Source organism: Rhizobium sp. WSM1274, from assembly GCF_025200775.1.
GTDB lineage: Bacteria > Pseudomonadota > Alphaproteobacteria > Rhizobiales > Rhizobiaceae > Rhizobium > Rhizobium leguminosarum_I.
Genome location: NZ_CP104138.1, coordinates 4,496,235 through 4,519,304, shown reverse-complemented (window position 1 = coordinate 4,519,304; position 23,070 = coordinate 4,496,235). Strand labels below are relative to the sequence as shown.

Here is a 23,070-nt window from a genome sequence, read left to right as displayed (position 1 = left end):
CCTCAGCGGCTGAGGGCAGCGGCGATATCGGCCCCTACGAATTCCGCTACCTGATCTGCCGCACGGTTTTCGGCATCACGGATTGCGCGCTGCTTGGCGAACTCCTGGTCAGGGAAATCCACCAGCGCCGTGGTCGCGCGGCTGCCAGCCTTGATGATATGATTGTCGGTCGCCGCGCGCAGCGTGTAGGTGACGCTGACGGTCACACGACCGGCTCGCGACGTATCGTCGGATTCCCTCAGCAACGTATCGGCAACGATCGACGAGGCGTGCATTTCGACGAGATATTCCGGTTTTTCCGGCTCGCCGGCTCCACGTGACGCTAGGAAAATCAAGTGGTTACGAACTTGTTGTTCGACGCGGCTACCTGCTGGGGAAAAGCCGACCGAGGAAAGCTTTTCAGTAACACCGGAACTCTCGGAGTAGAGCGGACGAACCTGGCAGGCGGAGAGAAATGCCGCGGAGGCAATGATCATGGCGATGCCGGCATTGCGAGCCAGCTTGCAAGCGATATCAGACGACAATGTTTACAATCCTTTGGGGAACCACGATGATCTTTTTCGGTGCTTGTCCGTTCAAGGCGTTCTTCACCGCATCGAGATCCAGTACGGCGTCGGTGACGGCATTCTGATCTGCATCGCGAGAAATTGTCAATTCAGCGCGTTTCTTGCCATTGATCTGTACCGGCAGGACCACATCATCTTCGATAACGAGTGTTTCGTCGTACTGCGGCCAGCTTGCCCGGGCAAGCAGCCCTTCGTTGCCGAGTGCGGCCCAGCATTCCTCAGCCAGGTGCGGCGTCATCGGAGAGACAAGCTGAATCAGGATCTCTGCGGCATCGCGTACCGCTGCGCGATAGGTGGCATCACCCTCGCCTGCGGCAACCTTCGTCATCGGTGCGGCCAGCGCGTTGACGAGTTCATAAATTCGGGCAACGGCCTTGTTGAACCAGAGCTTGTCGTAGTCGTTCTGCACGGCCTTCAACGTCTTGTGGGCAGCCTGCGAGACTGACAACGCTTCCCCATCGGTTGCCGGCGCAGGGGCTACGGTAGAGAGCGCGTCCGCAGCTTCGGAAATCAGGCGCCACAGACGCTGGGTAAAGCGATGAGCACCTTCGACGCCCGCCTCGGACCAGATGACATCGCGCTCCGGCGGGGAGTCGGACAGAACGAAGAAACGAGCGGTATCGGCGCCGTAGGAGGCAATGATATCGTCAGGATCGACGACGTTCTTCTTCGATTTAGACATTTTCTCGATCGAGCCGATCGCGACTTCCTCGTTGTTCGTCAGCAGGAAAGCCCGGCGTTTGCCGTCGAGTTCGTCGATGCGGATATCGGCGGGTGCCACCCATTCGCGGCCGGCGCCGGCGCCGCGGCTATAGGTTTCGTGGACCACCATGCCCTGGGTGAAGAGACCCTTGAAAGGTTCGGTGGCGGCGACGTGACCGGTCTCGCGCATGGCGCGGGTGAAGAAGCGGGAATAGAGCAGGTGCAGGATCGCGTGCTCGATGCCGCCGATATACTGGTCGACCGGCAGCCAGCGGTTTGCCGCTTCCGGATCGGTCGGCTTATCTTCCCAGGGGGCGGTGAAGCGGGTGAAATACCAGCTCGAATCGACGAAGGTATCCATTGTATCCGTCTCGCGGCGTGCATCCTTGCCGCAGTTCGGGCAAGAGACATGACGCCAGGTCGGATGACGGTCGAGCGGATTGCCGGGCTGGTCGAAAGCGACGTCGTCAGGCAGCTTGACCGGCAGGTCCACCTTCGGCACCGGCACGACACCGCAATCATCGCAATGGATCACCGGGATCGGGCAGCCCCAATAACGCTGCCGGGAAATACCCCAGTCGCGCAGCCGGAAGTTGACCTTGCGCTCGCCCTGCGGCGCATTGCCGAGCGAAGCGGCAGACAGTCGATCGGCGACGATATTGAAGGCTTCCTCCGTGGTCTTGCCGTCGAGGAAGCGTGAATTGATCATCACGCCGTCGCCGTCATAAGCGGTGTCGCCGACGGAAAAGCTTGTTGCATCGCCATCCCTCGGCATGACGACGGCCACGACCGGCAGGCCATATTTGCGGGCAAAATCAAGGTCGCGCTGGTCGCCCGAGGGGCAGCCGAAGATCGCGCCCGTGCCGTAATCCATCAGGACGAAATTGGCGATATAGACGGGCAGCTCCCAAGAGGGATCAAGTGGATGCCGGACGCGGACACCGGTATCCATGCCCTTCTTTTCGGCGGTCTCGAGCGCTGCGAGCGACGTGCCAGCGCGACGGCACTCCTCGCAGAAGGCATCAATATCAGGGCTCTTCGCGGCGGCATCCTTCGCCAGCGGATGATCGGCGGCGATCGCCAGGAAAGATGCGCCGAAGAGCGTGTCCGGCCGGGTGGTATAGACCGTGACTTCGCTCTCGCCAGCAGGTGCCGTTTGCGGCACGATCTCCCAGCGGATCGTCAGGCCCTCCGAACGGCCGATCCAGTTCTTCTGCATCAGGCGCACTTTTTCCGGCCACTGGTCGAGCGTATCCAGCGCGTCCAGCAGATCCTGGCTGAAGTCGGTGATCTTGAAGAACCATTGCGTCAATTCGCGCTGTTCGACGAGCGCACCGGAACGCCAGCCGCGTCCATCGATTACCTGTTCGTTGGCGAGCACGGTATTATCGACAGGATCCCAGTTGACCTTGGACTGCTTGCGATAGACCAGGCCCTTCTCCAGGAAATCCACAAAGAGATGCTGCTGGTGCTGGTAATATTCGACGTCGCAGGTGGCGAACTCGCGGCTCCAGTCGAGCGAAAGCCCCATGGCCTTCAGCTGCGCCTTCATCGAGGCGATATTCTGGTAGGTCCAGGAGGCGGGGTGAACGCCACGCTCCATGGCGGCATTCTCCGCCGGCATGCCGAAGGCGTCCCAGCCCATTGGATGCAGCACGTTGTAGCCGCGGGCGCGCTTGTAGCGGGCGACGACATCGCCCATGGCGTAATTGCGGACATGGCCCATATGGATGCGCCCCGACGGATAGGGGAACATTTCGAGGACATAATATTTTTCGCGCGGATCGGCATTGTCGGTCTCGAAGACCTTGTCTTCATTCCATTTCTGCTGCCAGCGGGGCTCGGCGTCGCGCGGATTATAACGTTCGGTGGCCATGGTATTCGTATTTCCGGAAAATCAGGGGAGTTGGTCGAGACCTTCACCATGAAACCACTACAGCGTCAAGTTTTGCAGGTGCTGCAAGCGTCCGATCTTGATCGTGACCAGGCGATTTTGCCCAGACGGGACTTGGCAAGCACAGAATGGCTGGCTAGTTCATTCCAATCATTTCATTCAGATATGTTGAGGCAGAACGATGGAACTTCGAGAGCGTTTGAACGACGTACGGTCGCGGATTGCCGCCGCGGAACGCGAAGCAGGTCGTCCGGCGGGTTCCGTTCAGCTCGTCGCGGTCTCGAAGACCTTCGAGGCGGAGGCGATCCGACCGGCCATCGAAGCCGGACAGCGGGTTTTCGGCGAGAACCGCGTGCAGGAAAGCCAGGGCAAGTGGCCGACGCTGAAGGCTGAGCGGCCCGATATCGAGCTGCATCTGATCGGACCGCTGCAATCGAACAAGGCGGCGGATGCCGTAGCGCTTTTCGACGTCATCGAGACGGTGGACCGGGAAAAGATCGCCCGCGCGCTTGCCGAGGAGATGAAGCGGCAAGGCAAGGTGCTGCGGCTTTACGTCCAGGTCAATACCGGGCTGGAACCGCAGAAGGCCGGCATCGCTCCGGAAGAGACGTCGGCCTTCGTCGCCTTCTGCCGCGACGAGCTCGGCCTTTCCATCGAAGGGTTGATGTGTATTCCGCCGGCTGAGGAAAATCCCGGGCCGCATTTCGCTTTGCTGGCAAAGCTCGCGCTCAAATGCGGCGTCGAAAAGCTGTCCATGGGCATGTCGGGTGACTACGAGACGGCGGTCGCCTTCGGCGCCACAAGCGTCCGCGTCGGATCGGCGATTTTCGGCGCGCGCTGATACGCGGCTTTGGTCGGGCTTCCTGTCTCGCTTCACCCCGTCTAGATTTAAGATCGAGGTTGCATGTCCTGGGGAGGAGCAAATGCAGAACGGCTATCATGAGGCCTATGCGGCCTGGAAACGCGGTCCCGAAGCCTTCTGGCGCGAAGCAGCCGTCGGCATCGACTGGTTCAAGCCGCCGGAGCGGATTTTTTCGCCCAATGAGGGCGTCTATGGCCGCTGGTTCTCTGGAGCCGAAACCAATACATGCTACAATTGCGTGGACCGGCATGTGGCTGCCGGCCGCGGCGGCGAGACTGCGGTCATCTTCGACAGCGCAATGAGCGGCGAGAAGCGCCGTTTCACCTATGATGAGATGCTTCGCGAGGTGATGGCCATCGCAGCAGCGCTGCTCGAGCGCGGCATCGGCAAAGGCGATCGCGTCATCCTCTATATGCCGATGGTGCCGCAGGCGGTCTTTTCCATGCTCGCCTGCGCCCGCATCGGTGCGGTTCACTCCGTCGTTTTCGGCGGGTTTGCCGCCAGCGAACTTGCGGCGCGCATCGACGATTGCGGTGCGAAGCTGGTGATCACCGCGAGCTGCGGGCTCGAGCCTGGTCGCATCGTCGCCTACAAGCCCCTGGTCGATCAGGCGATCGAGATCGCGCATTCGAAGCCAGAGTGCTGCCTGGTGCTGCAGCGGCCGGAGCTTCGGGCAGATCTCGCCAGCGGCCGCGATCAGGATTTCGAGGTGGCGGTGGCGCAGCATCGTGGCGCCGAGATCGCCTGTGTCCCCGTCAAGGCGACCGATCCGCTCTACATCCTCTATACCTCGGGCACGACGGGTCAGCCGAAGGGCGTCGTGCGCGACAATGGCGGCCATATGGTCGCGCTCAACTGGTCGATGCGGAATATCTACGACCTGAAGCCGGGCGAGGTCTTCTGGACGGCTTCGGATATCGGCTGGGTCGTCGGACATTCCTATATCGTCTATGCCCCTCTGCTCGCTGGCGTAACCACGCTGATCTTCGAGGGAAAACCGGTCGGCACTCCGGATGCAGGCACATTCTGGCGCATCGTTTCGGAGTATCGAGTGCGGGTGCTGTTCACGGCGCCGACGGCCTTCCGCGCCATCCGGCGGGAGGACGGTGACGGTGAACTGATGCGCCAGTATCCCATGCCGGATCTACGGGCACTGTTTCTTGCCGGCGAGAGGGCGGATCCGGAGACGTTGAAATGGGCCGAGCGCATGCTTGGCATACCCGTCATCGATCATTGGTGGCAGACGGAGACCGGCTGGCCGATCGCGGCAAATCCGCTCGGCCTCGGCGTCCTTCCCATCAAGCACGGTTCGCCGGCGCTGCCGATGCCCGGCTATGATATTGCGGTGCTCGACGATGCCGGTCATCCGATCGAGGCGGGAACGCTCGGCAATATCGTCGTGAAGCTGCCCTTGCCGCCCGGCTGCCTGCCGACTCTCTGGAACGCGGACGAGCGTTTCCGCTCGGCCTATCTCGATGAGTTTCCCGGCTACTACAAGACGGCCGACGCCGGTTATGTCGACGAAGACGGCTATCTCTTCATCATGTCGCGCACCGACGACATCATCAATTGCGCCGGTCATCGGCTCTCGACAGGGGCGATGGAGGAGGTCTGTGCGCGTCATCCCGATGTCGCCGAATGCGCTGTCATCGGCGTCATCGATGTGCTGAAGGGCCAGGCGCCCTGCGGTTTCCTGGTGCTGAAACGACATGTTTCCCGTGACGCGACGGCGATCGAATCGGAGGTCGTGGCGATGATTCGTGATTCGATCGGACCTGTCGCCGCCTTCAAGACGGCCATTACCGTTAACCGCTTGCCGAAGACGCGCTCCGGCAAAATCCTGCGCGGCACGATGCAGAAGATCGCCGACGGCATACCCTGGAAAATGCCTGCAACCATCGATGATCCAACGATTTTGGAGGAAATCGCCGAGGCGCTGCGCAGGCGCGGTTTAGGCTCCCTGCCGATGTGACAGCAGGTTATGCATGACGCGGTCGCCGTTACCGGCCTGCTACCCAGTCGCTCTCGATCGCCAACAGTTCGGCGCAGAACATTCTGACCCTGTTCCGCAGCTAATTCGAAACAGGCCATCCGCAATAAAAAACCCCGCCAGTCAGCTCATACCGGCGGGGTTTTTCATGAAATTACTGATATCTCAGTACTGATCGTCGTCCTCGTCCTTCGGGGCCGAGCGCAGCGAGCTCAGCTTGCGGAAGACGGCGTCGGCGTCGATTTCCTTTTCCTTTTCCTCCTCGCGCTCGTAGCTCGGGGTCAGGCGCTCGGTCTCCTGTGCCGATTGCAGCGTCGCGCCAAGCTCGGCAGCGGTCGGCAGCGGACGGCCCTTGGAGGCCTTTTCCACTTCCATGTCGAGATCGATCTGGCTGCAGAGGCCGAGCGTGACCGGATCCATCGGCGCCAGGTTGGCGGAGTTCCAGTGGGTGCGCTCGCGGATTTGCTCGATGGTCGACTTCGTGGTGCCGACCAGGCGGGAAATCTGCGCGTCCTTCAGTTCCGGATGGTTGCGAACGAGCCAGAGAATGGCGTTCGGGCGATCCTGACGCTTGGAAACCGGCGTATAACGCGGACCGCGGCGCTTGGATTCCGGCACCCGCACCTTCGGTTCGGAAAGCTTCAGCTTGTGGTTCGGATTGGCCTCGGCGCGGGCAATCTCGTCGCGGGAAAGCTGTCCTGTCGAGATCGGGTCGAGGCCCTTGATGCCCTGCGCCGCTTCGCCATCGGCGATCGCCTTGACTTCGAGCGGATGCAGTTTGCAGAACTGCGCAATCTGATCGAAAGACAGTGCCGTATTGTCGACGAGCCAGATGGCTGTCGCCTTCGGCATGAGCAGTGTTTGAGCCATGGATATAGTCCTTCTATCGTCCGCGCCGGTCGCGGTCCGTGGATTGTCACCACAATGTCCGGGAAATATGCCGGTATATAACCGCACTGTCGCAGAATTGCAATTCTTCCGAAATGAAATGACCTTCGTCTAATTGCCGTGGCGGTGCGAACTGCTATGAATTGCCGTGATTTCAAGTCCGGGCCCTGCTAGCTCACGCGGCCCGTCGCATGTCTCATGAGGAGGAGTTGCATGTCGGAGAAGATCTATCCGGTCACGAAGCCGGTGAAGGCGCGCGCCCTGATCGATAAGGAAAAGTACCTGAAATGGTACGAGGAAAGCGTCGAGAACCCGGACAAGTTCTGGGGCAAGCACGGCAAGCGGATCGACTGGTTCAAGCCCTATACCAAGGTCAAGAACACTTCCTTTACCGGCAAGGTGTCGATCAAGTGGTTCGAGGACGGTCAGACAAACGTCTCCTACAACTGCATCGACCGTCATCTGAAAACGAATGGCGACCAGGTGGCGATCATCTGGGAGGGCGACAACCCCTATATCGACAAGAAGGTCACCTATAACGAACTCTACGAGCACGTCTGCCGGATGGCGAACGTGTTGAAGAAGCACGGCGTCAAGAAGGGCGATCGCGTCACCATCTATATGCCGATGATCCCGGAAGCGGCCTATGCGATGCTCGCCTGCGCCCGCATCGGCGCGGTGCATTCGGTCGTCTTCGGCGGTTTCTCGCCCGAGGCGCTGGCCGGGCGCATTGTCGACTGCGAATCCACCTTCGTCATCACCTGCGACGAAGGCCTGCGTGGCGGCAAGCCGGTGCCGCTGAAGGACAATACCGATACCGCGATCCATATCGCCGCCCGCCAGCATGTCAATGTCAGCAAGGTGCTGGTCGTTCGCCGCACCGGCGGCAAGACCGGTTGGGCGCCCGGCCGCGATCTCTGGTACCACCAGGAAATTGCCACGGTGAAGGCGGAATGCCCGCCGGTGAAGATGAAGGCGGAGGATCCGCTCTTCATTCTTTATACGTCAGGCTCGACCGGCAAGCCGAAGGGCGTGCTGCATACGACCGGCGGTTACCTCGTCTATGCCGCGATGACGCATGAATATGTCTTCGATTATCACCACGGCGACGTCTATTGGTGTACGGCCGATGTCGGCTGGGTCACCGGCCACTCCTATATCGTCTATGGGCCGCTTGCGAATTGCGCGACGACGCTGATGTTCGAGGGCGTGCCGAACTTCCCGGATCAGGGGCGTTTCTGGGAAGTCATCGACAAGCACAAGGTCAACATCTTCTATACGGCGCCGACGGCGATCCGCTCGCTGATGGGTGCCGGCGACGACTTCGTCACGCGCTCCTCGCGCTCCTCGCTGCGGCTGCTCGGCACAGTCGGCGAACCGATCAATCCGGAGGCCTGGGAGTGGTATTACAATGTCGTCGGCGACAAGCGCTGCCCTGTTATCGATACATGGTGGCAGACGGAAACCGGCGGCCATATGATCACGCCGCTGCCCGGCGCCACCGATCTGAAGCCCGGTTCGGCGGCGACGCCGTTCTTCGGCGTCAAGCCTGAGCTGGTCGACAATGAGGGCAAGGTGCTGGAAGGCCCTGCCGACGGCAATCTCTGCATCACCGACAGCTGGCCGGGCCAGATGCGTACCGTCTATGGTGACCACGAGCGCTTCATCCAGACCTATTTCGCCACCTACAAGGGCAAGTATTTCACCGGCGACGGCTGCCGGCGCGATGCGGACGGTTATTACTGGATCACCGGCCGCGTCGACGACGTGCTGAACGTCTCCGGCCACCGGCTCGGCACGGCGGAGGTGGAATCCGCGCTCGTGTCGCACAATCAGGTTTCGGAAGCCGCGGTCGTCGGTTATCCGCATCCGATCAAGGGCCAGGGCATCTATTGCTACGTGACGCTGATGGCCGGTCACGAGGGATCGGATACGCTTCGCCAGGAACTGGTAAAGCATGTGCGGGCCGAAATCGGCCCGATCGCTTCGCCCGACAAGATCCAGTTTGCGCCGGGCCTGCCGAAGACGCGTTCCGGCAAGATCATGCGCCGCATCCTGCGCAAGATTGCCGAAGACGATTTCGGTGCGCTCGGCGACACATCGACGCTTGCCGATCCGGCAGTCGTCGACGATCTGATCGCCAACCGGCAGAACAAGGCGACCGCCTGATCGGATCGAGCCGCTCCAGCCCGTTCGGGCTTTCCGGGGCGGCTCACTTTGCTTGCTCATTCCTGCTGCGTGGCTTGCGGCCTCCAACATATCCACGGGCGAAGCCCCCGGAGAGAAGATTGCCGGCGAGGTGACACCCGCCAGAATGCGGTCAAATACCCGTCGCCTAAATTTCGTTAGCCGGATTCTCGGCCATGACGAGGGAGCCAATAGGAATATTGACTTAGAAATCGATCGCTCGGCCATTGATTTCGTAATCGCCGAAGCGTGCTGGCTCGGCTCCGCCGCGGCCGCCGATCTCAGGCGGCAACTCCAGCGGTTTCTGTTTCTCTCGCCGCTCTTCGGCTTCGGCAAGGGCGCGTCTGGCAGCCGGGGATAGTATCTTGCGCGGCGGCTCCGTTCCTTCGGCCGTCGGCGTTTCGCTATTGTCGTTATCGGCGTCCTGCATGGCCGTCTCCTGCCGGAAAATATTGAAAATGGCTGGTGAATAACCAAATCATAATGCGCCGGTGCCGGGATTGAAAGCTTGTGACGCCGAAATCGGAGATGGAGATCCGCAATGAACCTCGTTCGCACTGCCATGTTGCTTGCCTTCATGACGGCGCTTTTCATGTTTGTCGGCTTCCTGATCGGTGGTCGGGCCGGCATGATGATCGCGTTCGTCATTGCCGCCGGCATGAATTTCTTCTCCTACTGGAATTCCGACCGCATGGTGCTTGCGGCCTATCGCGCTCAGGAGATCGATGAGCGCAATGCGCCGGAATTCTTCCGGATCGTGCGCGATCTCGCCCGCAATGCCGGTCTGCCGATGCCGAAGGTCTATCTCTATGACAGCCCGCAGCCGAATGCCTTTGCCACCGGCCGCAATCCCGACAATGCCGCCGTCGCCGCCTCGACCGGCCTGCTCGCTGCCTTGTCTCCCGAGGAGGTCGCAGGCGTTATGGCGCATGAGCTCGCCCATATCCAGAACCGCGACACGCTGACCATGACGATCACGGCAACGCTTGCCGGCGCGATCTCGATGCTCGGCAACTTCGCCTTCTTCTTCGGCGGCAATCGCGACAACAACAATAATCCGCTCGGTATCGTCGGCGTCCTCGTCGCGATGATCGTCGCACCGCTCGCCGCCATGCTGGTGCAGATGGCGATCAGCCGCACGCGCGAATATTCGGCCGACCGCCGCGGCGCCGAAATCTGCGGCAATCCTCTCTGGCTCGCTTCGGCGCTTGGCAAGATCGCGCGTGGTGCTGCCCACGTGCCGAACGCGGATGCCGAGCGCAACCCGGCGACGGCGCATATGTTCATCATCAATCCGCTCTCCGGCGAGCGCATGGACAATCTGTTTTCCACGCATCCGAACACGGAAAACCGCATCGCCGCGCTGCACGACATGGCGCAAGGCGGCATGAATGTCTCGACGCAGCCTGCTCGTGCTGCTAATCCGTCGCGCAAATCGCGCTCTGTTCCGGATACGGGTCTTGGTCGCGGTGGTTCGCAACCGCCAAAAGGTCCGTGGTCTTGAATTCAGACGGCACGAAGCCATTCCGCAAGCATAAGCCCTCCACCGAGCGCTCTGCGCCTGATAAGCCTGGCCTACAGGCCCGGGCTGCAGCGGCAAAAATTCTTGCTGCCGTCATCGATCGCAAGCTGCCGCTCGACGGCGCTCTCGATCATGAACACGGCAATCCGGCCTATAGGGCGCTCGGCGAAAGCGACCGGGCGCTCGTCCGCGCCATCCTGAACACGACGCTGCGCCATTTGCCGCGTATCGATGCCGCGATTGCCGGGCTGCTGGATTCGCCGCTGCCGGAGGGTGCAAGGGCGCTGCATCACGTGCTGGCAATCGGGGCGGCGCAGATCCTCTATCTCGACGTGCCGGATCATTCGGCCGTCGATCTTGCCGTCGAGCAGGCCAATCAGGATCCGCGCAATCGTCGTTTCGCCAAGCTGGTCAATGCCATCCTCCGCCGGCTCGGCCGCGAGAAGGAGCAGGTGCTCGATGAGATCGGCAAGGTCGCTCCGATGCCGGCCTGGTTCATCGCCAGGCTGGAAAAGGCCTATGGCCGGGACGCGGCGCTGGCGATTTCGGAATCCCAGCTCGAACCGGCCGCGATCGATCTGACCGTCAAGTCCGACCCCGAAGGCTGGGCGAAGCGGTTGAACGGCGTCGTCCTGCCCACCGGCGGCGTGCGGCTCGCCGCTTTCGACGGCGGCATCCCTTCGCTCGAAGGCTTCGACGACGGCGCATGGTGGGTTCAGGATGCCGCGGCAAGCATCCCGGCGAAACTTTTCGGCGATCTCTCGGGCAAACGCACCGCCGATCTCTGTGCCGCGCCTGGCGGCAAGACGGCGCAGCTCATCCTTGCCGGCGGCGCAGTCACCGCACTCGACCAGTCGGAAAATCGGCTGAGACGGCTGCGGTCGAACCTCGGCCGGCTCGGCCTCGAGGCGGAGACGATCCAGGCAGATTTGACGACATTCGAGCCAACGGAGCGTTTCGACGCGATTCTGCTCGATGCGCCCTGCTCTTCTACCGGCACGACACGCCGGCATCCTGACGTGTTGTGGACCAAGGGGCCTGAGGATATCGCCAGGCTGGCGGCGCTGCAGGAACGGCTGCTGCGGCATGCGCTGACATTGCTGAAGCCGGGCGGCACGCTGGTTTTTTCGAATTGTTCGCTCGATCCTGTCGAGGGTGAGGACGTCGTCGCCCGTATACTTGCCGATACGGATGCGGTTGAGCGCGTTCCGATCAGCGCCGGGGACTGGCCCAGCCTTGAGGCAGCGATCACGCCGCTCGGCGAATTCCGCACGCTTCCCACGATGGCGAAAATGCCTGACGGCATTGCCTCCGGCCTCGACGGCTTCTATGCGGCCGTGCTGCGGCGCGTGGCCTGATGGCAAGGCTTGAGCGCTGGCGGTGAGCCTGGGCTATACGAGGCGTTTCATCGCCTCGTTTCACGCATGCCGCTCTCCAAAACCGCCCGCATGATTTCAGGTGAAACGCGTTAATGTGCGTATATTCGAACCTTGTCACGAATTAATTCATTGCGGACGATGAAATCGGCCACTTTTCACCTATTCTTAACCACGAGGGTCAATAGACAATAGAATATGCAGTCCGGTCGACGTTTTGCGAGCATGTATGTTCGGGAGGCTTGGCGGCGCGCCTTGCGCCGCGTCGCGTTGCTGCGCCTGAAGCTCTTTCGTCATTCGATCAAGGTGCCCGAGCGCCTGATCGTCGCGCCGACCGATCTGCGCAGCATCGATCCGCATGTGGCCGACGAGATTCTCAACGGACGGTTTCTCCTGGCCGGGCGCATGCTGGAAACCAACGAGAAGTCGCCCTTCACCTTCACCCTGCCCTCGCGCCCCTTCGCGATCCGTCTTCATAGCTTCGGCTGGCTGCGGCATATGCGGGCGAACAAGACGGAGCGCAGTTCGGCTGCCGCCCGCGCGATCGTCGACAGCTGGCTTTCCATCCATGCCGGACGTATGGAGGGGATTGCCTGGGAGACCGACGTCACCGCCCAACGCGTTATCGCCTGGCTGTCGCATTCGCCGGTGGTGCTGCAGAACGCCGACCGCGGCTTCTATCGTCGCTTCATGAAATCGCTGGCGTTCCAGGTGAGGTTCCTGCACCGCATGGCGCCGTTTACTCTCGGCGGCCTGGAGCTGTTTCGGCTGCGTATCGCGCTCGCCATGGCCTCCGTCGCCATGCCGGCGCGCGCCTCTACACTGAGAAGGGCGGCGCAGGCACTCGACCGCGAATTCGACAGCCAGATTCTACCGGATGGCGGCCATGTGTCGCGCAATCCGCGCGTCGGGCTGGAATTGCTGCTCGATCTGCTGCCGCTCCGGCAGACCTATGTCAATCTCGGCCATGACCTGCCACAGAAGCTGATCTCCGGCATAGACCGCATCTATCCGGCACTGCGGTTTTTTCGCCATCAGGACGGGGATCTGGCGCTCTTCAACGGGGCGACGTCGACGCTCGCAAACGAGCTGATGTCCGTGCTGCGATATGACGAGACAGCCGGTCAGCCGTTCAAGGCTTTACCGCATTCGCGTTATCAGCGGCTTTCGGGAGGCAAGACGGTGATCATTGCAGATACCGGCACGCCGCCTTCGGGAGGTGCGCTTCGGACCGCGCATGCCGGCAGCCTCTCTTTCGAGATGTCGTCCGGCCGCCATCGCTTCATCGTCAATTCCGGTTCGCCGAAATTTGCCGGGCACCGCTATGTCCAGATGGCGCGCACGACGGCGGCACATTCGACCGTCATCCTCAACGACACCTCATCCAGCCGTTTTTCGCTCTCACCCTTCCTCAGTCACGCGATTACCGAACCGGTGAGAACAATCACTGTCGAACGTGCCGAAACCGAGGACGGACGCGACGGCATCAAGCTCAGCCATGACGGTTATCTCAGGGTGTTCGGGGTGCTGCACGAGCGTGAGCTGACGCTCAATGCCGCAGGCTCGATCATGACAGGCCGCGACCGGCTCGTCGTCCGCGAAGGACATGAGCATGACGAGCCTCTGAAGGCCGTCGCCCGTTTTCATATCCATCCCTCGATCGTCCTGCTTCAGAGTGACGGAGAGTCCGTGCTGCTGACGGCGCCGGACGGCGAAAGCTGGCTGTTTTCGGCGCCCGGCAATGAAGTGCTGATCGCCGAGGATATTTTCTTCGCCGACAGCTCCGGCATCTGCGGTTCGGACCAGATCGAAATCGACTTCGATCTTGCCGAGAAGACAGAAATCCGCTGGTTCCTATCTCGTAAAAGCTAGAGGCGGATGATTTCAGCCGAGTGGCCGAAGATTGGGATCGCACCCACACCAAAAAAGTAAGGTATGATGCTATCCAAAAATAGCTCGTGCTTTTCGACATCTGCTCTGACGCCTGTTTGCGTGGCGGCAAACCTGTGCTAACGCGGCGCCAGCATGCGAACATCCCTTGCGGATGTCCTCCCGAAGCCCGAACGGAGAAGGTTTCATGGCCGTCATTTCCAAAAAGATCCCCGCCCCCGACAAGGTCGAAATCAAGACCGCGCTCATCTCCGTCTTCGACAAGACCGGCATCGTCGACCTCGCCCACGCCTTGTCTGCCAGAGGTGTGCGGCTGCTTTCGACCGGCGGCACCTATAAAGCGATTACTGCTGCCGGTCTTGCCGTCACCGATGTCTCCGAAATCACCGGTTTTCCCGAGATCATGGACGGACGGGTCAAGACGCTGCATCCGATGGTGCATGGCGGCCTGCTGGCGATCCGTGACGACGGTGAACACCAGGAGGCGATGAAAAAGCACGGCATCGAGGGCATCGACCTCGCCGTCATCAACCTCTATCCCTTCGAGGAGGTGCGTGCGGCCGGCGGCGACTATCCGACGACCGTCGAGAATATCGATATCGGCGGTCCGGCGATGATCCGCGCATCGGCCAAGAACCATGCCTATGTGACGACCCTGACAGATCCGGCCGATTATGCCGAACTGCTGGAGCAGCTTTCCGCAGATGACGGCAAGACCGCCTATGCCTTCCGCCAGCGGATGGCCGCCAAGGCCTATGCCCGCACCGCCGCCTATGATGCAATGATCTCCAACTGGTTCGCCGAGGCGCTGTCGATCGACACGCCGCGCCACCGGGTCATCGGCGGCGCGCTGAAGGAAGAGATGCGCTACGGCGAAAACCCGCATCAGAAGGCCGCCTTCTATGTCACCGGCGAGAAGCGCCCGGGTGTTTCGACGGCCGCTCTTCTCCAGGGCAAGCAGCTCTCTTACAACAACATCAACGATACGGATGCCGCCTACGAACTGGTCGCCGAGTTCCTGCCTGAGAAGGCGCCGGCCTGCGCGATCATCAAACATGCCAATCCCTGCGGCGTCGCCACCGGATCCAGCCTGGTCGAGGCCTATCGGCGGGCGCTCGCCTGCGATTCCGTTTCCGCCTTCGGCGGCATCATCGCCCTCAACCGGACGCTGGATGCCGAAACGGCTGAGGAGATCGTCAAGCTCTTCACCGAAGTGATCATCGCGCCCGATGTCACGGAGGAGGCAAAGGCGATCGTCGCCCGTAAGCCGAACCTGCGGCTGCTGTCCGCCGGCGGGCTGCCTGATCCGCGTGCCGCGGGCCTGACGGCAAAGACCGTTTCCGGCGGCCTGCTGGTCCAGAGCCGCGACAACGGCATGGTCGAGGATCTGGAACTCAAGGTCGTCACCAAGCGTGCGCCGACGGCACGGGAACTTGATGACATGAAGTTCGCCTTCAAGGTTGGCAAACATGTGAAATCGAATGCCGTGGTCTATGCCAAGGACGGCCAGACCGCCGGTATCGGCGCAGGCCAAATGAGCCGGGTCGATTCCGCCCGCATCGCCGCGCTGAAGGCCGAAGAGGCCGCCAAGGCGCTTGGCCTTGCAGTGCCGATGACGCACGGGTCGGCGGTTGCCTCCGAAGCCTTCCTGCCTTTTGCCGACGGTCTTTTGTCGATGATCGCGGCAGGGGCGACGGCGGTTATCCAGCCGGGCGGATCGATGCGCGACCAGGAGGTCATCGATGCCGCTAACGAACACGGCGTCGCAATGGTCTTTACCGGCATGCGCCATTTCCGGCACTGAGTGATTGTACGCCGCCGTCGGCCAGGGCAGAGCTGATTGCTATGCCCGATCGGCCGGATAGGGTGTACGGAACAAGAGCACCAGTCCGCCGGCAAGAAACAGGATCAGCGTTGCCATCCCGAGCCGCGGTGATCCGCTCATATAGGTCACCAGCGAGAAGAGCAGCGTCGCCATGAAACTCGTGGCGCGGCCCGAAAGCGCGTAGATGCCGAAGTAGCGGCCGGCTTCCTCCGGACTGACGCTGCGGGCAAGATAAGAGCGCGACGAGGCCTGCACCGGCCCGAAGGCGAGCCCGATCAGCAGACCATAGAGGATATAGGCCTTTTCCGCCGCAGTGCCGAAAAGGCCGCCGGAATCGGCCGTCGGCAGCGGCATCAGTCCGAACAGGGTGTAACCCGGTCCTGTCGAGATGATGCCGATGGTGGCGAGAAGCAGCATGGTGAGGCTGATGACGACGGTTACCTTCGAACCGACGCCCTTGTCGACGCGGCCGGCGATAAGGCAGCCGAAGATCGCGACAACATTCAGGATGATGCCGTAGATACCGATCTCGATCGTTGCCCAGCCAAACATGCCGGCTGCGAAGATACCGCCAAGGATCAGCAGGCCGTTGACGCCGTCCTGATAGATCATGCGGGCGATGAGGAATGTCAGGATGCCGCGGCGCTCCCGGAGTTCGCTGAACGTGTTTCTGAGTTCCCGCAAGCCGGAGCGCACCGCGGTGCCGAAGGGAAGACCCCTGCCGACATCCGGCGTGAAGAAGAACATCGGCAGGATGAAGATCAGATACCAGACGGCCGAGATCGGCCCGGTGATGCGTGCATCCTGACCGGTCTGAGGATCGAGGCCGAATAGCGGATCGAGGCCGAGGATGGTCTTGCCGGTCTCAGGGCTCGCCGCCAAAAGCGTCACGACGGCAATGAGCACGATGATGCCGCCGAGATAACCGAGCCCCCAGGCGGTGTTGGAGAGCTTGCCGACCTCGTGCTTGCCGACCAGGTGCGGCATCATCGAATCGTTGAAGACGATCGAAAACTCGGCCGAGATCGAGGCGAGGATCATGAAAATGACGGGATAGACAACAGGCGAACCGGGGGCTGCGAACCAGAGGCAGAAGAGGCTGGCGATCTTGATGATCGCGAAGAAGCCGATCCAGGGTTTGCGCGCGCCGGACTGGTCGGCGATCGAGCCGAGGACGGGTGAGAGCAGGGCGATGATCACCGAGGAGATCGTCGCCATGTTGCTCCACGTCGTCTGGGCGGAAACCGGGTCATCGGTCAGGCGGGAAACGAAATAGGGTCCGAAGATGAAGGTTGTGACCACGGTAAAGAAGGGCTGTGCTGCCCAGTCGAAGAACATCCACCCCCAGATGCCCTTCTCGGTGGCCTTCGGCGGCTGCGTTCCTGTCCAGTCAATGCGATTCAACATCCGCTCCTTGTTTTGACGCGGACTGTCTCACCTCGCCCGGTCGCGCGCAAGATCGGTGAGGATACCTGCAGCAACGGTAATACGCGCGAGATTGGGATCGCCGCCGTCGCTGAGGCTTGAAAGCTCCTCGAGGATACGGTTGATGCGGATGCGATCCTGGGCATGCCAGGCTTGTACGGGAAGCTTTTCCCTGCCGTGATCGGAAAGAGCCGAGATGACGATGTCGCGTCTTGCGCTGGCGATCTGATCGATGCTGCGGGCAAGCGCCAGATTCTCATAGTGGTCGGAGGTGAGGATCCGCCCGCCCGCCGCCAACAATCTGCCGATACGGAAGGTCTGCGACACCGCGAAGTAGTTTTCGGCCGCGCGCAGCAGGGGCTCGCCGGTACGCTCGGCGATCTGCATGATCTCAGGCACCAGCGCAAAGCCCTGGAGGCCAGCGATCTCGGCGCCAAGTTTTTCGGGCACGCCGGCCTGACTGTATTCCGCCTGGCGGGCTGCAACATCGCCGCCCGCCTGTTCGGCGAAGGCAGGCTTCAGCTTCTTCAAGGCAACCTGCAGCCGGCTAATCACTTCTGCCATATCCGCCTTGGTCATCCCGGTCTTCAGGAGCAGGCGCGTCAATACGGTAAAGCTATGGCTGATCTCCTCATAGATACGGTTCTGCATATCACCGGAAACCTTGCCGTCGAGAGCATCCGTTTCGGCCCAGAGCCGGGTCAGGTCGAAACCGTCGCGGGCAACGATCGCGGCGCGCACCACTTCTGGAGCCGAAGCCGCCGTCGCGTCCATCATGGCGACGATGAAGCTCGGCCCGCCGCGGTTGATCGCTTCGTTGGCAAGTACGGTCGCGACGATCTCGCGCTTCAGGCGGTGGCTGGCGATATCACCGGCGTTCGACTTCTGCATCTTCACGGGGAAATAATTCATAAGCGTTGCGATGAAATAGGGATCGTCAGGCAGGTCGCTTGCGGCCAGCGCATCGAAGAGCACGATCTTGGCATAAGACACCAGCACGCCGATTTCCGGCCGAGTCAGCGGCTTGCCGGCCGTATAACGTTCGGCCAGCGTTTGGTCGTCCGGCAACGTCTCGACCTTGCGGTTCAGCTGGCCGGCGCCCTCGAGCACGCTCATGAAACGGGCAAGCTGCAGACCGTTTGCCGTGCCCTTGCGTTCCGTCAGGGAGATTGCCAGCGACTGCAGGTAGTTGTTGCGCAGCACCAGGGTCGCCACCTCGCCCGTCATCGAGGAAAGAAGCTGGTCGCGTTTTGCGCGCGTCAGGCGTCCGTCATGCATGGCGGCTGCCAGCGCGATCTTGATATTGACCTCGACGTCCGATGTGTTGACGCCGGCCGAGTTGTCGATGGCGTCGGAATTGCAGCGCCCGCCCTTCAGTCCGTAGGCGATGCGGCCTTTCTGGGTAACGCCGAGGTTTGCGCCCTCGCCGATCACCTTGGCGCGCACCTCCACCGCGGTGATGCGGATCGGGTCGTTGGCGCGGTCGCCGACATCGGTGTCGGTTTCGGACGGCGCTTTCACATAGGTGCCGATGCCGCCGAACCAGAGCAGGTCGACCGGGCTCTTCAGGATCGCCATCATGATCTCGAAGGGCGTCGCCACGGCCTTGTCGATGCCGATCGCGGCAACCGCTTCCGGCGTCAGCGTGACCGATTTCGCCGCGCGGGAGATGATCATCGCACCCTTCGACAACACGTTTCTGTCGAAATCCTGCCAGCTTGAACGCGGCAGGTCGAAGAGCCGTTGGCGTTCGGCCAGCGTCTTTTCCATATCGGGGTTCGGATCGATGATGATGTCGCGGTGATCGAAGGCGGCAATGAGCCGGATCTTGGGAGAGAGCAGCATGCCGTTGCCAAAGACGTCGCCCGACATGTCGCCGACGCCGGCGACGGTGAAGGGCGTCGCCTGGATATCGATGTCCATTTCCCGGAAATGGCGTTTCACGGTTTCCCAGGCGCCGCGGGCAGTGATGCCCATCTTCTTATGGTCGTAACCGGCCGAGCCGCCGGAGGCAAAGGCATCGTCTAGCCAGAAGCCGGCTTCCTGTGCCAGTGCATTGGCGGTGTCGGAGAAGGTCGCGGTGCCCTTGTCGGCGGCGACGACGAAATAGGGATCGTCGCCATCGAGCCTGACCGTATCCTTCGGCGGCACGATATCGGCGCCCGATATATTGTCGGTGATCGAAAGCAGCGTACGGATATAGGTCTTGTAAGCCTCGCGGCCGGCATTGAAGATCTCGTCGCGGCTGCCGCCGACGGGAAGCTTTTTCGGATAGAAACCGCCCTTGGCGCCGACCGGCACGATGACCGCGTTCTTGACCTGCTGGGCCTTGACGAGGCCGAGCACTTCGGTGCGGTAATCCTCGGCGCGATCCGACCAGCGCAGGCCGCCGCGCGCCACCTTGCCGAAGCGCAGGTGCACGCCTTCTACTTCGACGCCGTAGACGAACATCTCGCGGAAGGGTTTCGGCTGCGGCAGCCCGTCCACCAGATGCGGATCGAGCTTGAAGGCCAGCATCGGCTTCGGCGAGCCATCCGGGTTCTTCTGGAAATAATTGGTGCGCAGCGTCGCATCGACGATATTGACGTAACAGCGCAGGATACGGTCGTCGTCGAGGCTCGGCACATCGGCGAGCTCGGCTTCGATCGCCTGGTGCAGTTCGGCAAGCTTCTTGACGCGAGCCTTTTCCGAAAGCGTGGTGTCGAGCGTGTCATGGAAGAGACGAAAGATAGCAGCGGCGACACCAGGATATTTGTCGAGGGTCGTTGCGATATAATCCTGGGAATAGGCGATGCCGGCCTGGCGGAGATAACGCGCATAGGCGCGCAGAACGTTCGTCTCGCGCGCGGAGAGACCGGCTGAAAGGATCAGCCGGTTGAAGCTGTCATTGTCGATCGTCCCGGCGAAGGCGGCGACGAAGCCTTCCTCGAGGGCGGCGCCGTAACGCTGCAGATCGATCTCTCCGCCATTGCGGGCCTCGAGTTCCATATCGTGCAGCACGACGAGTTTCTTTTCTCCGTCGGCGGCCGGCACCCCGATGTCGAAGGTGCGTTCGCTGACGACATTGAAACCGAGATTCTCGAGAAGCGGCACGCGGCGCGACAGCGCCAGCTGGCCGCCGGCGTGAAAGATCTTCAGCGAAAGGACGCGGCCCTGTTCTTCCTGACGATGGTAGAACTGGATGCGCAGCGGCTCGCCGGCGGCGCAGGCGCCGATATCGGCGAGGTCTGCCACGGTTTCCTCTGGAGTGAAGGAATCCTGGAAGGCTTGGTCGACTGATATCTTCGGCGCCTTGGCCCCGGCCAGCGCCTCGAAACGGTCGTCCCAGCGGGCGGTGATCTCGCGGATCACCTGCTCGAGCTTTGCCTGCGGAATGCGTGGCGTCTTACCGCCGGAGCGGCCGATGATGAAATGCACGCGTGCCACGCCCCCTTCCGGGAAAGCCGGGTAATAGGCAGAGACACGGCCGTCATAGACAGTCTTCAGATAGGTGCCGATCCGTTCGCGGACGATCGAGTCATATTCCTCGCGCGGCACGTAGACGATCACCGAGACGAAGCGGTCGAAATGGTCGATGCGCGGCAGGACGCGCACGCGCGGCCGATCGGCCAGGTCGTTGATCTGCTCGGCAAAACTTGCGAGCAGCGTCGTGTCGATCTGGAAAAGGTCGTCGCGCGGATAGGATTCCAGCGTGTTGTCGAGCATGCGGCCCGAATGACTCATCGGATCGAAGCCGAAATGTTCCTTCACCTTCTCGATCTTGGACCGCAGCAGCGGGATTTCGGAGGCAAGCGACGTATAGGCCGTCGAGGTGAAAAGGCCGACGATGCGCAGTTCGCCGGTGACGTTGCCCTCGGCGTCGAAGCGCTTGACGCCGACATAATCCATATAGGCGCGGCGATGGACGATCGATTTCACATTGGCCTTGGTGACGATCAAAAAGTCGGGGCCGTCGAGGAAGGCGAGGATCTCAGGCGTGGTGGTCACAGCGTCCTTGCCGGTGCGCAGCACCAGAACATCGGGATTGGAGAGGATGCCGAGGCCAGCACCCTTGTCGCGCTCAACCTTGGCGTCAGCGCCTTTGCCCGAATAGACATATTCGCGCATGCCGAGAAACGTAAAATTCTCGTCGCGCAGCCAGGTCAGGAAAGCCACGGCCTCGGCATGTTCGGCCTTCTTGCGGCCGGCGGCATTAGCCGAAAGCTCGGCGATCACCCCGTCGAGCTTGGCAAGCATCGGCTTCCAGTCGGACACCGAGAGGCGGACCTGTTCGAGCACTTTTTCGATGCGTTTGACGAGCTCGGCCGCCTGGGCGGAATTGAGCGGCGCAACATGAAGCTGGATATGGCTGACGCGGTTGGCCGGATCGCTTGGGTGATCGGCAGAATAAAGCGCCGGCGCCTTGCCCTTCTCCATGACCAGGATGGGATGCACGGCCATGAACAGGTCGCGATAGGTGCTGGTCACTTCGCCCATGACCGATTCAAACAGAAAAGGCATATTCTCGTCGGTGACTGACAGCACCGAGACCGCGATGCCACCAGGCGTCACATCGGCAATCGTGTCGATGCTGACGCGGGGCGCCTTGCCGTTCCAGGCGGCGAGTTCCTTTGCCGAACGCACGGCGGAGAGTGCCAGCATTTCCGGCGTATAAAGTTCGAGATCGTCATTGCTTGCCCGGCCGAAGAGAATTGCCGGATCGAGATGCGCCTCGCCTGTCGCCTTGGCGATCTTGCGCGCGCTTTCGATCTGCTTTTCCCGTTTCGGATTGTTTCTGGCAGCCATGGATCGCCTCCCTCAATGTCTGATTTTTTGCAAGCTAGCAGAAGATTCTTCGAAAAAATCTCTAAAAGAGAGGTCCGAAGGTTTGTTTTGACGCTTTATTGGCGCTGGAAACGAGAGTTTGTAAGAAATTTTCCGATTTCTTTGCCAAACGAAAGCGAAAGTCGCGTCTTCCGGTTTTTCGTTCCGCCGGACATTTCCATGCTCGCGTGAAGAATGGTTGACAGCGTGGCGTCAAAAAGATCATCAAACGCGGTCATCATTCGGATCTTGGGTATCATGTCGGAAAATGCAGCGGGCGCAGTCATCGTCATTTCGAGCCATGTCGTCCGGGGCTCGGTTGGCAATCGGGCGGCTGTGTTTGCATTGGAGACGCTCGGTCATCCGGTCTGGGCCATGCCGACCATCGTGCTGCCCTGGCATCCCGGCCACGGCCGCTCGACACGGCTGACTTTCGCCGAAGCGGATTTCGACGCGGCGATCGACGATCTGATCCGCGCGCCGTGGATCGGCGAAGTCAAGGCAGTGCTTTCAGGCTATTTCGGCAATGCCGCCCAGGCGCGTTCCGTCGCCCGGCTGATCGGCGCGCTCAGGCAAAACAATCCCGAGCTGCTCTATGTCTGCGATCCCGTCATGGGCGATCTCGGCGGCCTTTATGTGCCGGAAGCGACCGCAGAGGCCATTCGCGATCATCTCATTCCGCTCGCCTCGCTGGCGACGCCGAACCGCTACGAGCTCGCATGGCTTTCGGGGGCGGCCCTCGAAGACAATGGCACGATCATGGAGGCGGCGCTCGCGCTCGGACCATCGCGCATGCTCGTCACTTCAGCCGTGCCGATGATGGCGGGCGGTACCGGCAATCTTTATCTTTCCGGTCGCCACGCGCTTCTTGCCGAGCACCGCGTCGTCGAAAACCCGCCGAATGGTCTCGGCGACCTGCTGGCCGCCGTCTTCCTGTCGCGCCTGCTTTCCGGGCTCGAGGACGAAAAGGCGCTGCAGCTTGCCACCGCCAGCGTCTTCGAGGTTCTTGCGCGTGCCGTCAAGCGCGGCAGCAACGAGTTGATGCTAGCAAGCGATGCTTCCAGCCTTTCGACGCCGATGGCCATGGTGCAGATGCGCCGGCTCATGCACCCGGCGCAGCGGCGGAAAAAATGACGCATT

General features: G+C 61.5%; 14 protein-coding genes. 8 read left to right on the top strand and 6 right to left on the bottom strand.

The features are described from left to right. Positions 1-2: 2 nt before the first annotated feature. Together lptE and leuS are read right to left on the bottom strand one after the other, a co-directional pair. On the bottom strand, positions 3-524 hold the full coding sequence (lptE, locus tag N2600_RS22270) for an LPS assembly lipoprotein LptE (RefSeq protein WP_222384328.1): 522 nt from the start codon (positions 522-524) through the stop codon (positions 3-5). Next, on the bottom strand, positions 514-3,144 hold the full coding sequence (gene leuS, locus N2600_RS22265) for a leucine--tRNA ligase (protein ID WP_260297418.1): 2,631 nt from the start codon (positions 3,142-3,144) through the stop codon (positions 514-516). Before leuS ends, lptE begins: the two co-directional genes overlap by 11 nt. A gap of 199 nt (positions 3,145-3,343) precedes the next feature. On the opposite strand from leuS, the gene N2600_RS22260 reads away from it, so the two are divergent. Further along, positions 3,344-4,003: a YggS family pyridoxal phosphate-dependent enzyme gene (locus N2600_RS22260; RefSeq protein ID WP_170260840.1), complete on the top strand. Its 660-nt coding sequence runs from the start codon at positions 3,344-3,346 to the stop codon at positions 4,001-4,003. 82 nt (positions 4,004-4,085) lie between these two features. Further along, positions 4,086-5,996, top strand: coding sequence for a propionyl-CoA synthetase (locus tag N2600_RS22255; RefSeq protein ID WP_260297417.1), 1,911 nt, complete (start codon positions 4,086-4,088; stop codon positions 5,994-5,996). 183 nt (positions 5,997-6,179) lie between these two features. Here N2600_RS22255 and N2600_RS22250 read toward each other — a convergent pair whose 3' ends face one another. Next, on the bottom strand, positions 6,180-6,884 hold the full coding sequence (locus tag N2600_RS22250) for a DUF1013 domain-containing protein (RefSeq protein ID WP_007632151.1): 705 nt from the start codon (positions 6,882-6,884) through the stop codon (positions 6,180-6,182). Positions 6,885-7,115: 231 nt separating this feature from the next. Here N2600_RS22250 and acs point away from each other — a divergent pair, with 231 nt between their 5' ends. Then, complete coding sequence (gene acs / locus N2600_RS22245; RefSeq protein ID WP_017966021.1) at positions 7,116-9,071, top strand: acetate--CoA ligase; 1,956 nt, start codon at positions 7,116-7,118, stop codon at positions 9,069-9,071. Positions 9,072-9,294: 223 nt separating this feature from the next. On the opposite strand, the gene N2600_RS22240 is transcribed toward acs, so the two are convergent. After that, complete coding sequence (locus tag N2600_RS22240) at positions 9,295-9,519, bottom strand: DUF1674 domain-containing protein (protein ID WP_170260837.1); 225 nt, start codon at positions 9,517-9,519, stop codon at positions 9,295-9,297. A gap of 111 nt (positions 9,520-9,630) precedes the next feature. Here N2600_RS22240 and htpX point away from each other — a divergent pair, with 111 nt between their 5' ends. From htpX to purH, 4 genes are all read left to right on the top strand, one after another. After that, positions 9,631-10,593 carry a zinc metalloprotease HtpX gene (htpX, locus tag N2600_RS22235; RefSeq protein ID WP_162114966.1) on the top strand — a complete coding sequence of 321 codons (963 nt, stop codon included), beginning with the start codon at positions 9,631-9,633 and terminating at the stop codon, positions 10,591-10,593. Further along, positions 10,584-11,969: an RsmB/NOP family class I SAM-dependent RNA methyltransferase gene (locus N2600_RS22230; protein ID WP_260297416.1), complete on the top strand. Its 1,386-nt coding sequence runs from the start codon at positions 10,584-10,586 to the stop codon at positions 11,967-11,969. The genes htpX and N2600_RS22230 overlap by 10 nt, the downstream gene beginning before the upstream one ends. A gap of 216 nt (positions 11,970-12,185) precedes the next feature. Next, the gene (locus N2600_RS22225) at positions 12,186-13,859 is read left to right on the top strand and encodes a heparinase II/III family protein (protein ID WP_260297415.1); all 1,674 of its coding nucleotides are present in this window, start codon (positions 12,186-12,188) and stop codon (positions 13,857-13,859) included. A gap of 205 nt (positions 13,860-14,064) precedes the next feature. Then, positions 14,065-15,681: a bifunctional phosphoribosylaminoimidazolecarboxamide formyltransferase/IMP cyclohydrolase gene (gene purH, locus N2600_RS22220; protein ID WP_170277839.1), complete on the top strand. Its 1,617-nt coding sequence runs from the start codon at positions 14,065-14,067 to the stop codon at positions 15,679-15,681. 39 nt (positions 15,682-15,720) lie between these two features. Here the strand turns inward: purH and N2600_RS22215 are convergent, their stop codons facing one another. Beyond that, a complete protein-coding gene (locus N2600_RS22215) occupies positions 15,721-17,109 on the bottom strand; it encodes an MFS transporter (protein ID WP_260297413.1) in 1,389 nt (462 codons plus the stop codon). Positions 17,110-17,136: 27 nt separating this feature from the next. After that, positions 17,137-21,912: an NAD-glutamate dehydrogenase gene (locus N2600_RS22210; RefSeq protein WP_260297412.1), complete on the bottom strand. Its 4,776-nt coding sequence runs from the start codon at positions 21,910-21,912 to the stop codon at positions 17,137-17,139. Between the two features lie 276 nt (positions 21,913-22,188). Between N2600_RS22210 and pdxY the strand changes: the two genes are divergently transcribed. Further along, on the top strand, positions 22,189-23,064 hold the full coding sequence (gene pdxY, locus N2600_RS22205; RefSeq protein WP_260297411.1) for a pyridoxal kinase PdxY: 876 nt from the start codon (positions 22,189-22,191) through the stop codon (positions 23,062-23,064). The last annotated feature ends 6 nt before the right edge of the window (positions 23,065-23,070 follow it).

Coding starts and splice junctions, on each gene's coding strand:
- leuS (WP_260297418.1), bottom strand. CDS start 3,144: ATGGCCACCGAACGTTATAATCCGCGCGACGCCGAGCCCCGCTGGCAG.
- N2600_RS22260 (WP_170260840.1), top strand. CDS start 3,344: ATGGAACTTCGAGAGCGTTTGAACGACGTACGGTCGCGGATTGCCGCC.
- N2600_RS22255 (WP_260297417.1), top strand. CDS start 4,086: ATGCAGAACGGCTATCATGAGGCCTATGCGGCCTGGAAACGCGGTCCC.
- N2600_RS22250 (WP_007632151.1), bottom strand. CDS start 6,884: ATGGCTCAAACACTGCTCATGCCGAAGGCGACAGCCATCTGGCTCGTC.
- acs (WP_017966021.1), top strand. CDS start 7,116: ATGTCGGAGAAGATCTATCCGGTCACGAAGCCGGTGAAGGCGCGCGCC.
- N2600_RS22240 (WP_170260837.1), bottom strand. CDS start 9,519: ATGCAGGACGCCGATAACGACAATAGCGAAACGCCGACGGCCGAAGGA.
- htpX (WP_162114966.1), top strand. CDS start 9,631: ATGAACCTCGTTCGCACTGCCATGTTGCTTGCCTTCATGACGGCGCTT.
- N2600_RS22225 (WP_260297415.1), top strand. CDS start 12,186: ATGCAGTCCGGTCGACGTTTTGCGAGCATGTATGTTCGGGAGGCTTGG.
- purH (WP_170277839.1), top strand. CDS start 14,065: ATGGCCGTCATTTCCAAAAAGATCCCCGCCCCCGACAAGGTCGAAATC.
- N2600_RS22215 (WP_260297413.1), bottom strand. CDS start 17,109: ATGTTGAATCGCATTGACTGGACAGGAACGCAGCCGCCGAAGGCCACC.
- N2600_RS22210 (WP_260297412.1), bottom strand. CDS start 21,912: ATGGCTGCCAGAAACAATCCGAAACGGGAAAAGCAGATCGAAAGCGCG.
- pdxY (WP_260297411.1), top strand. CDS start 22,189: ATGTCGGAAAATGCAGCGGGCGCAGTCATCGTCATTTCGAGCCATGTC.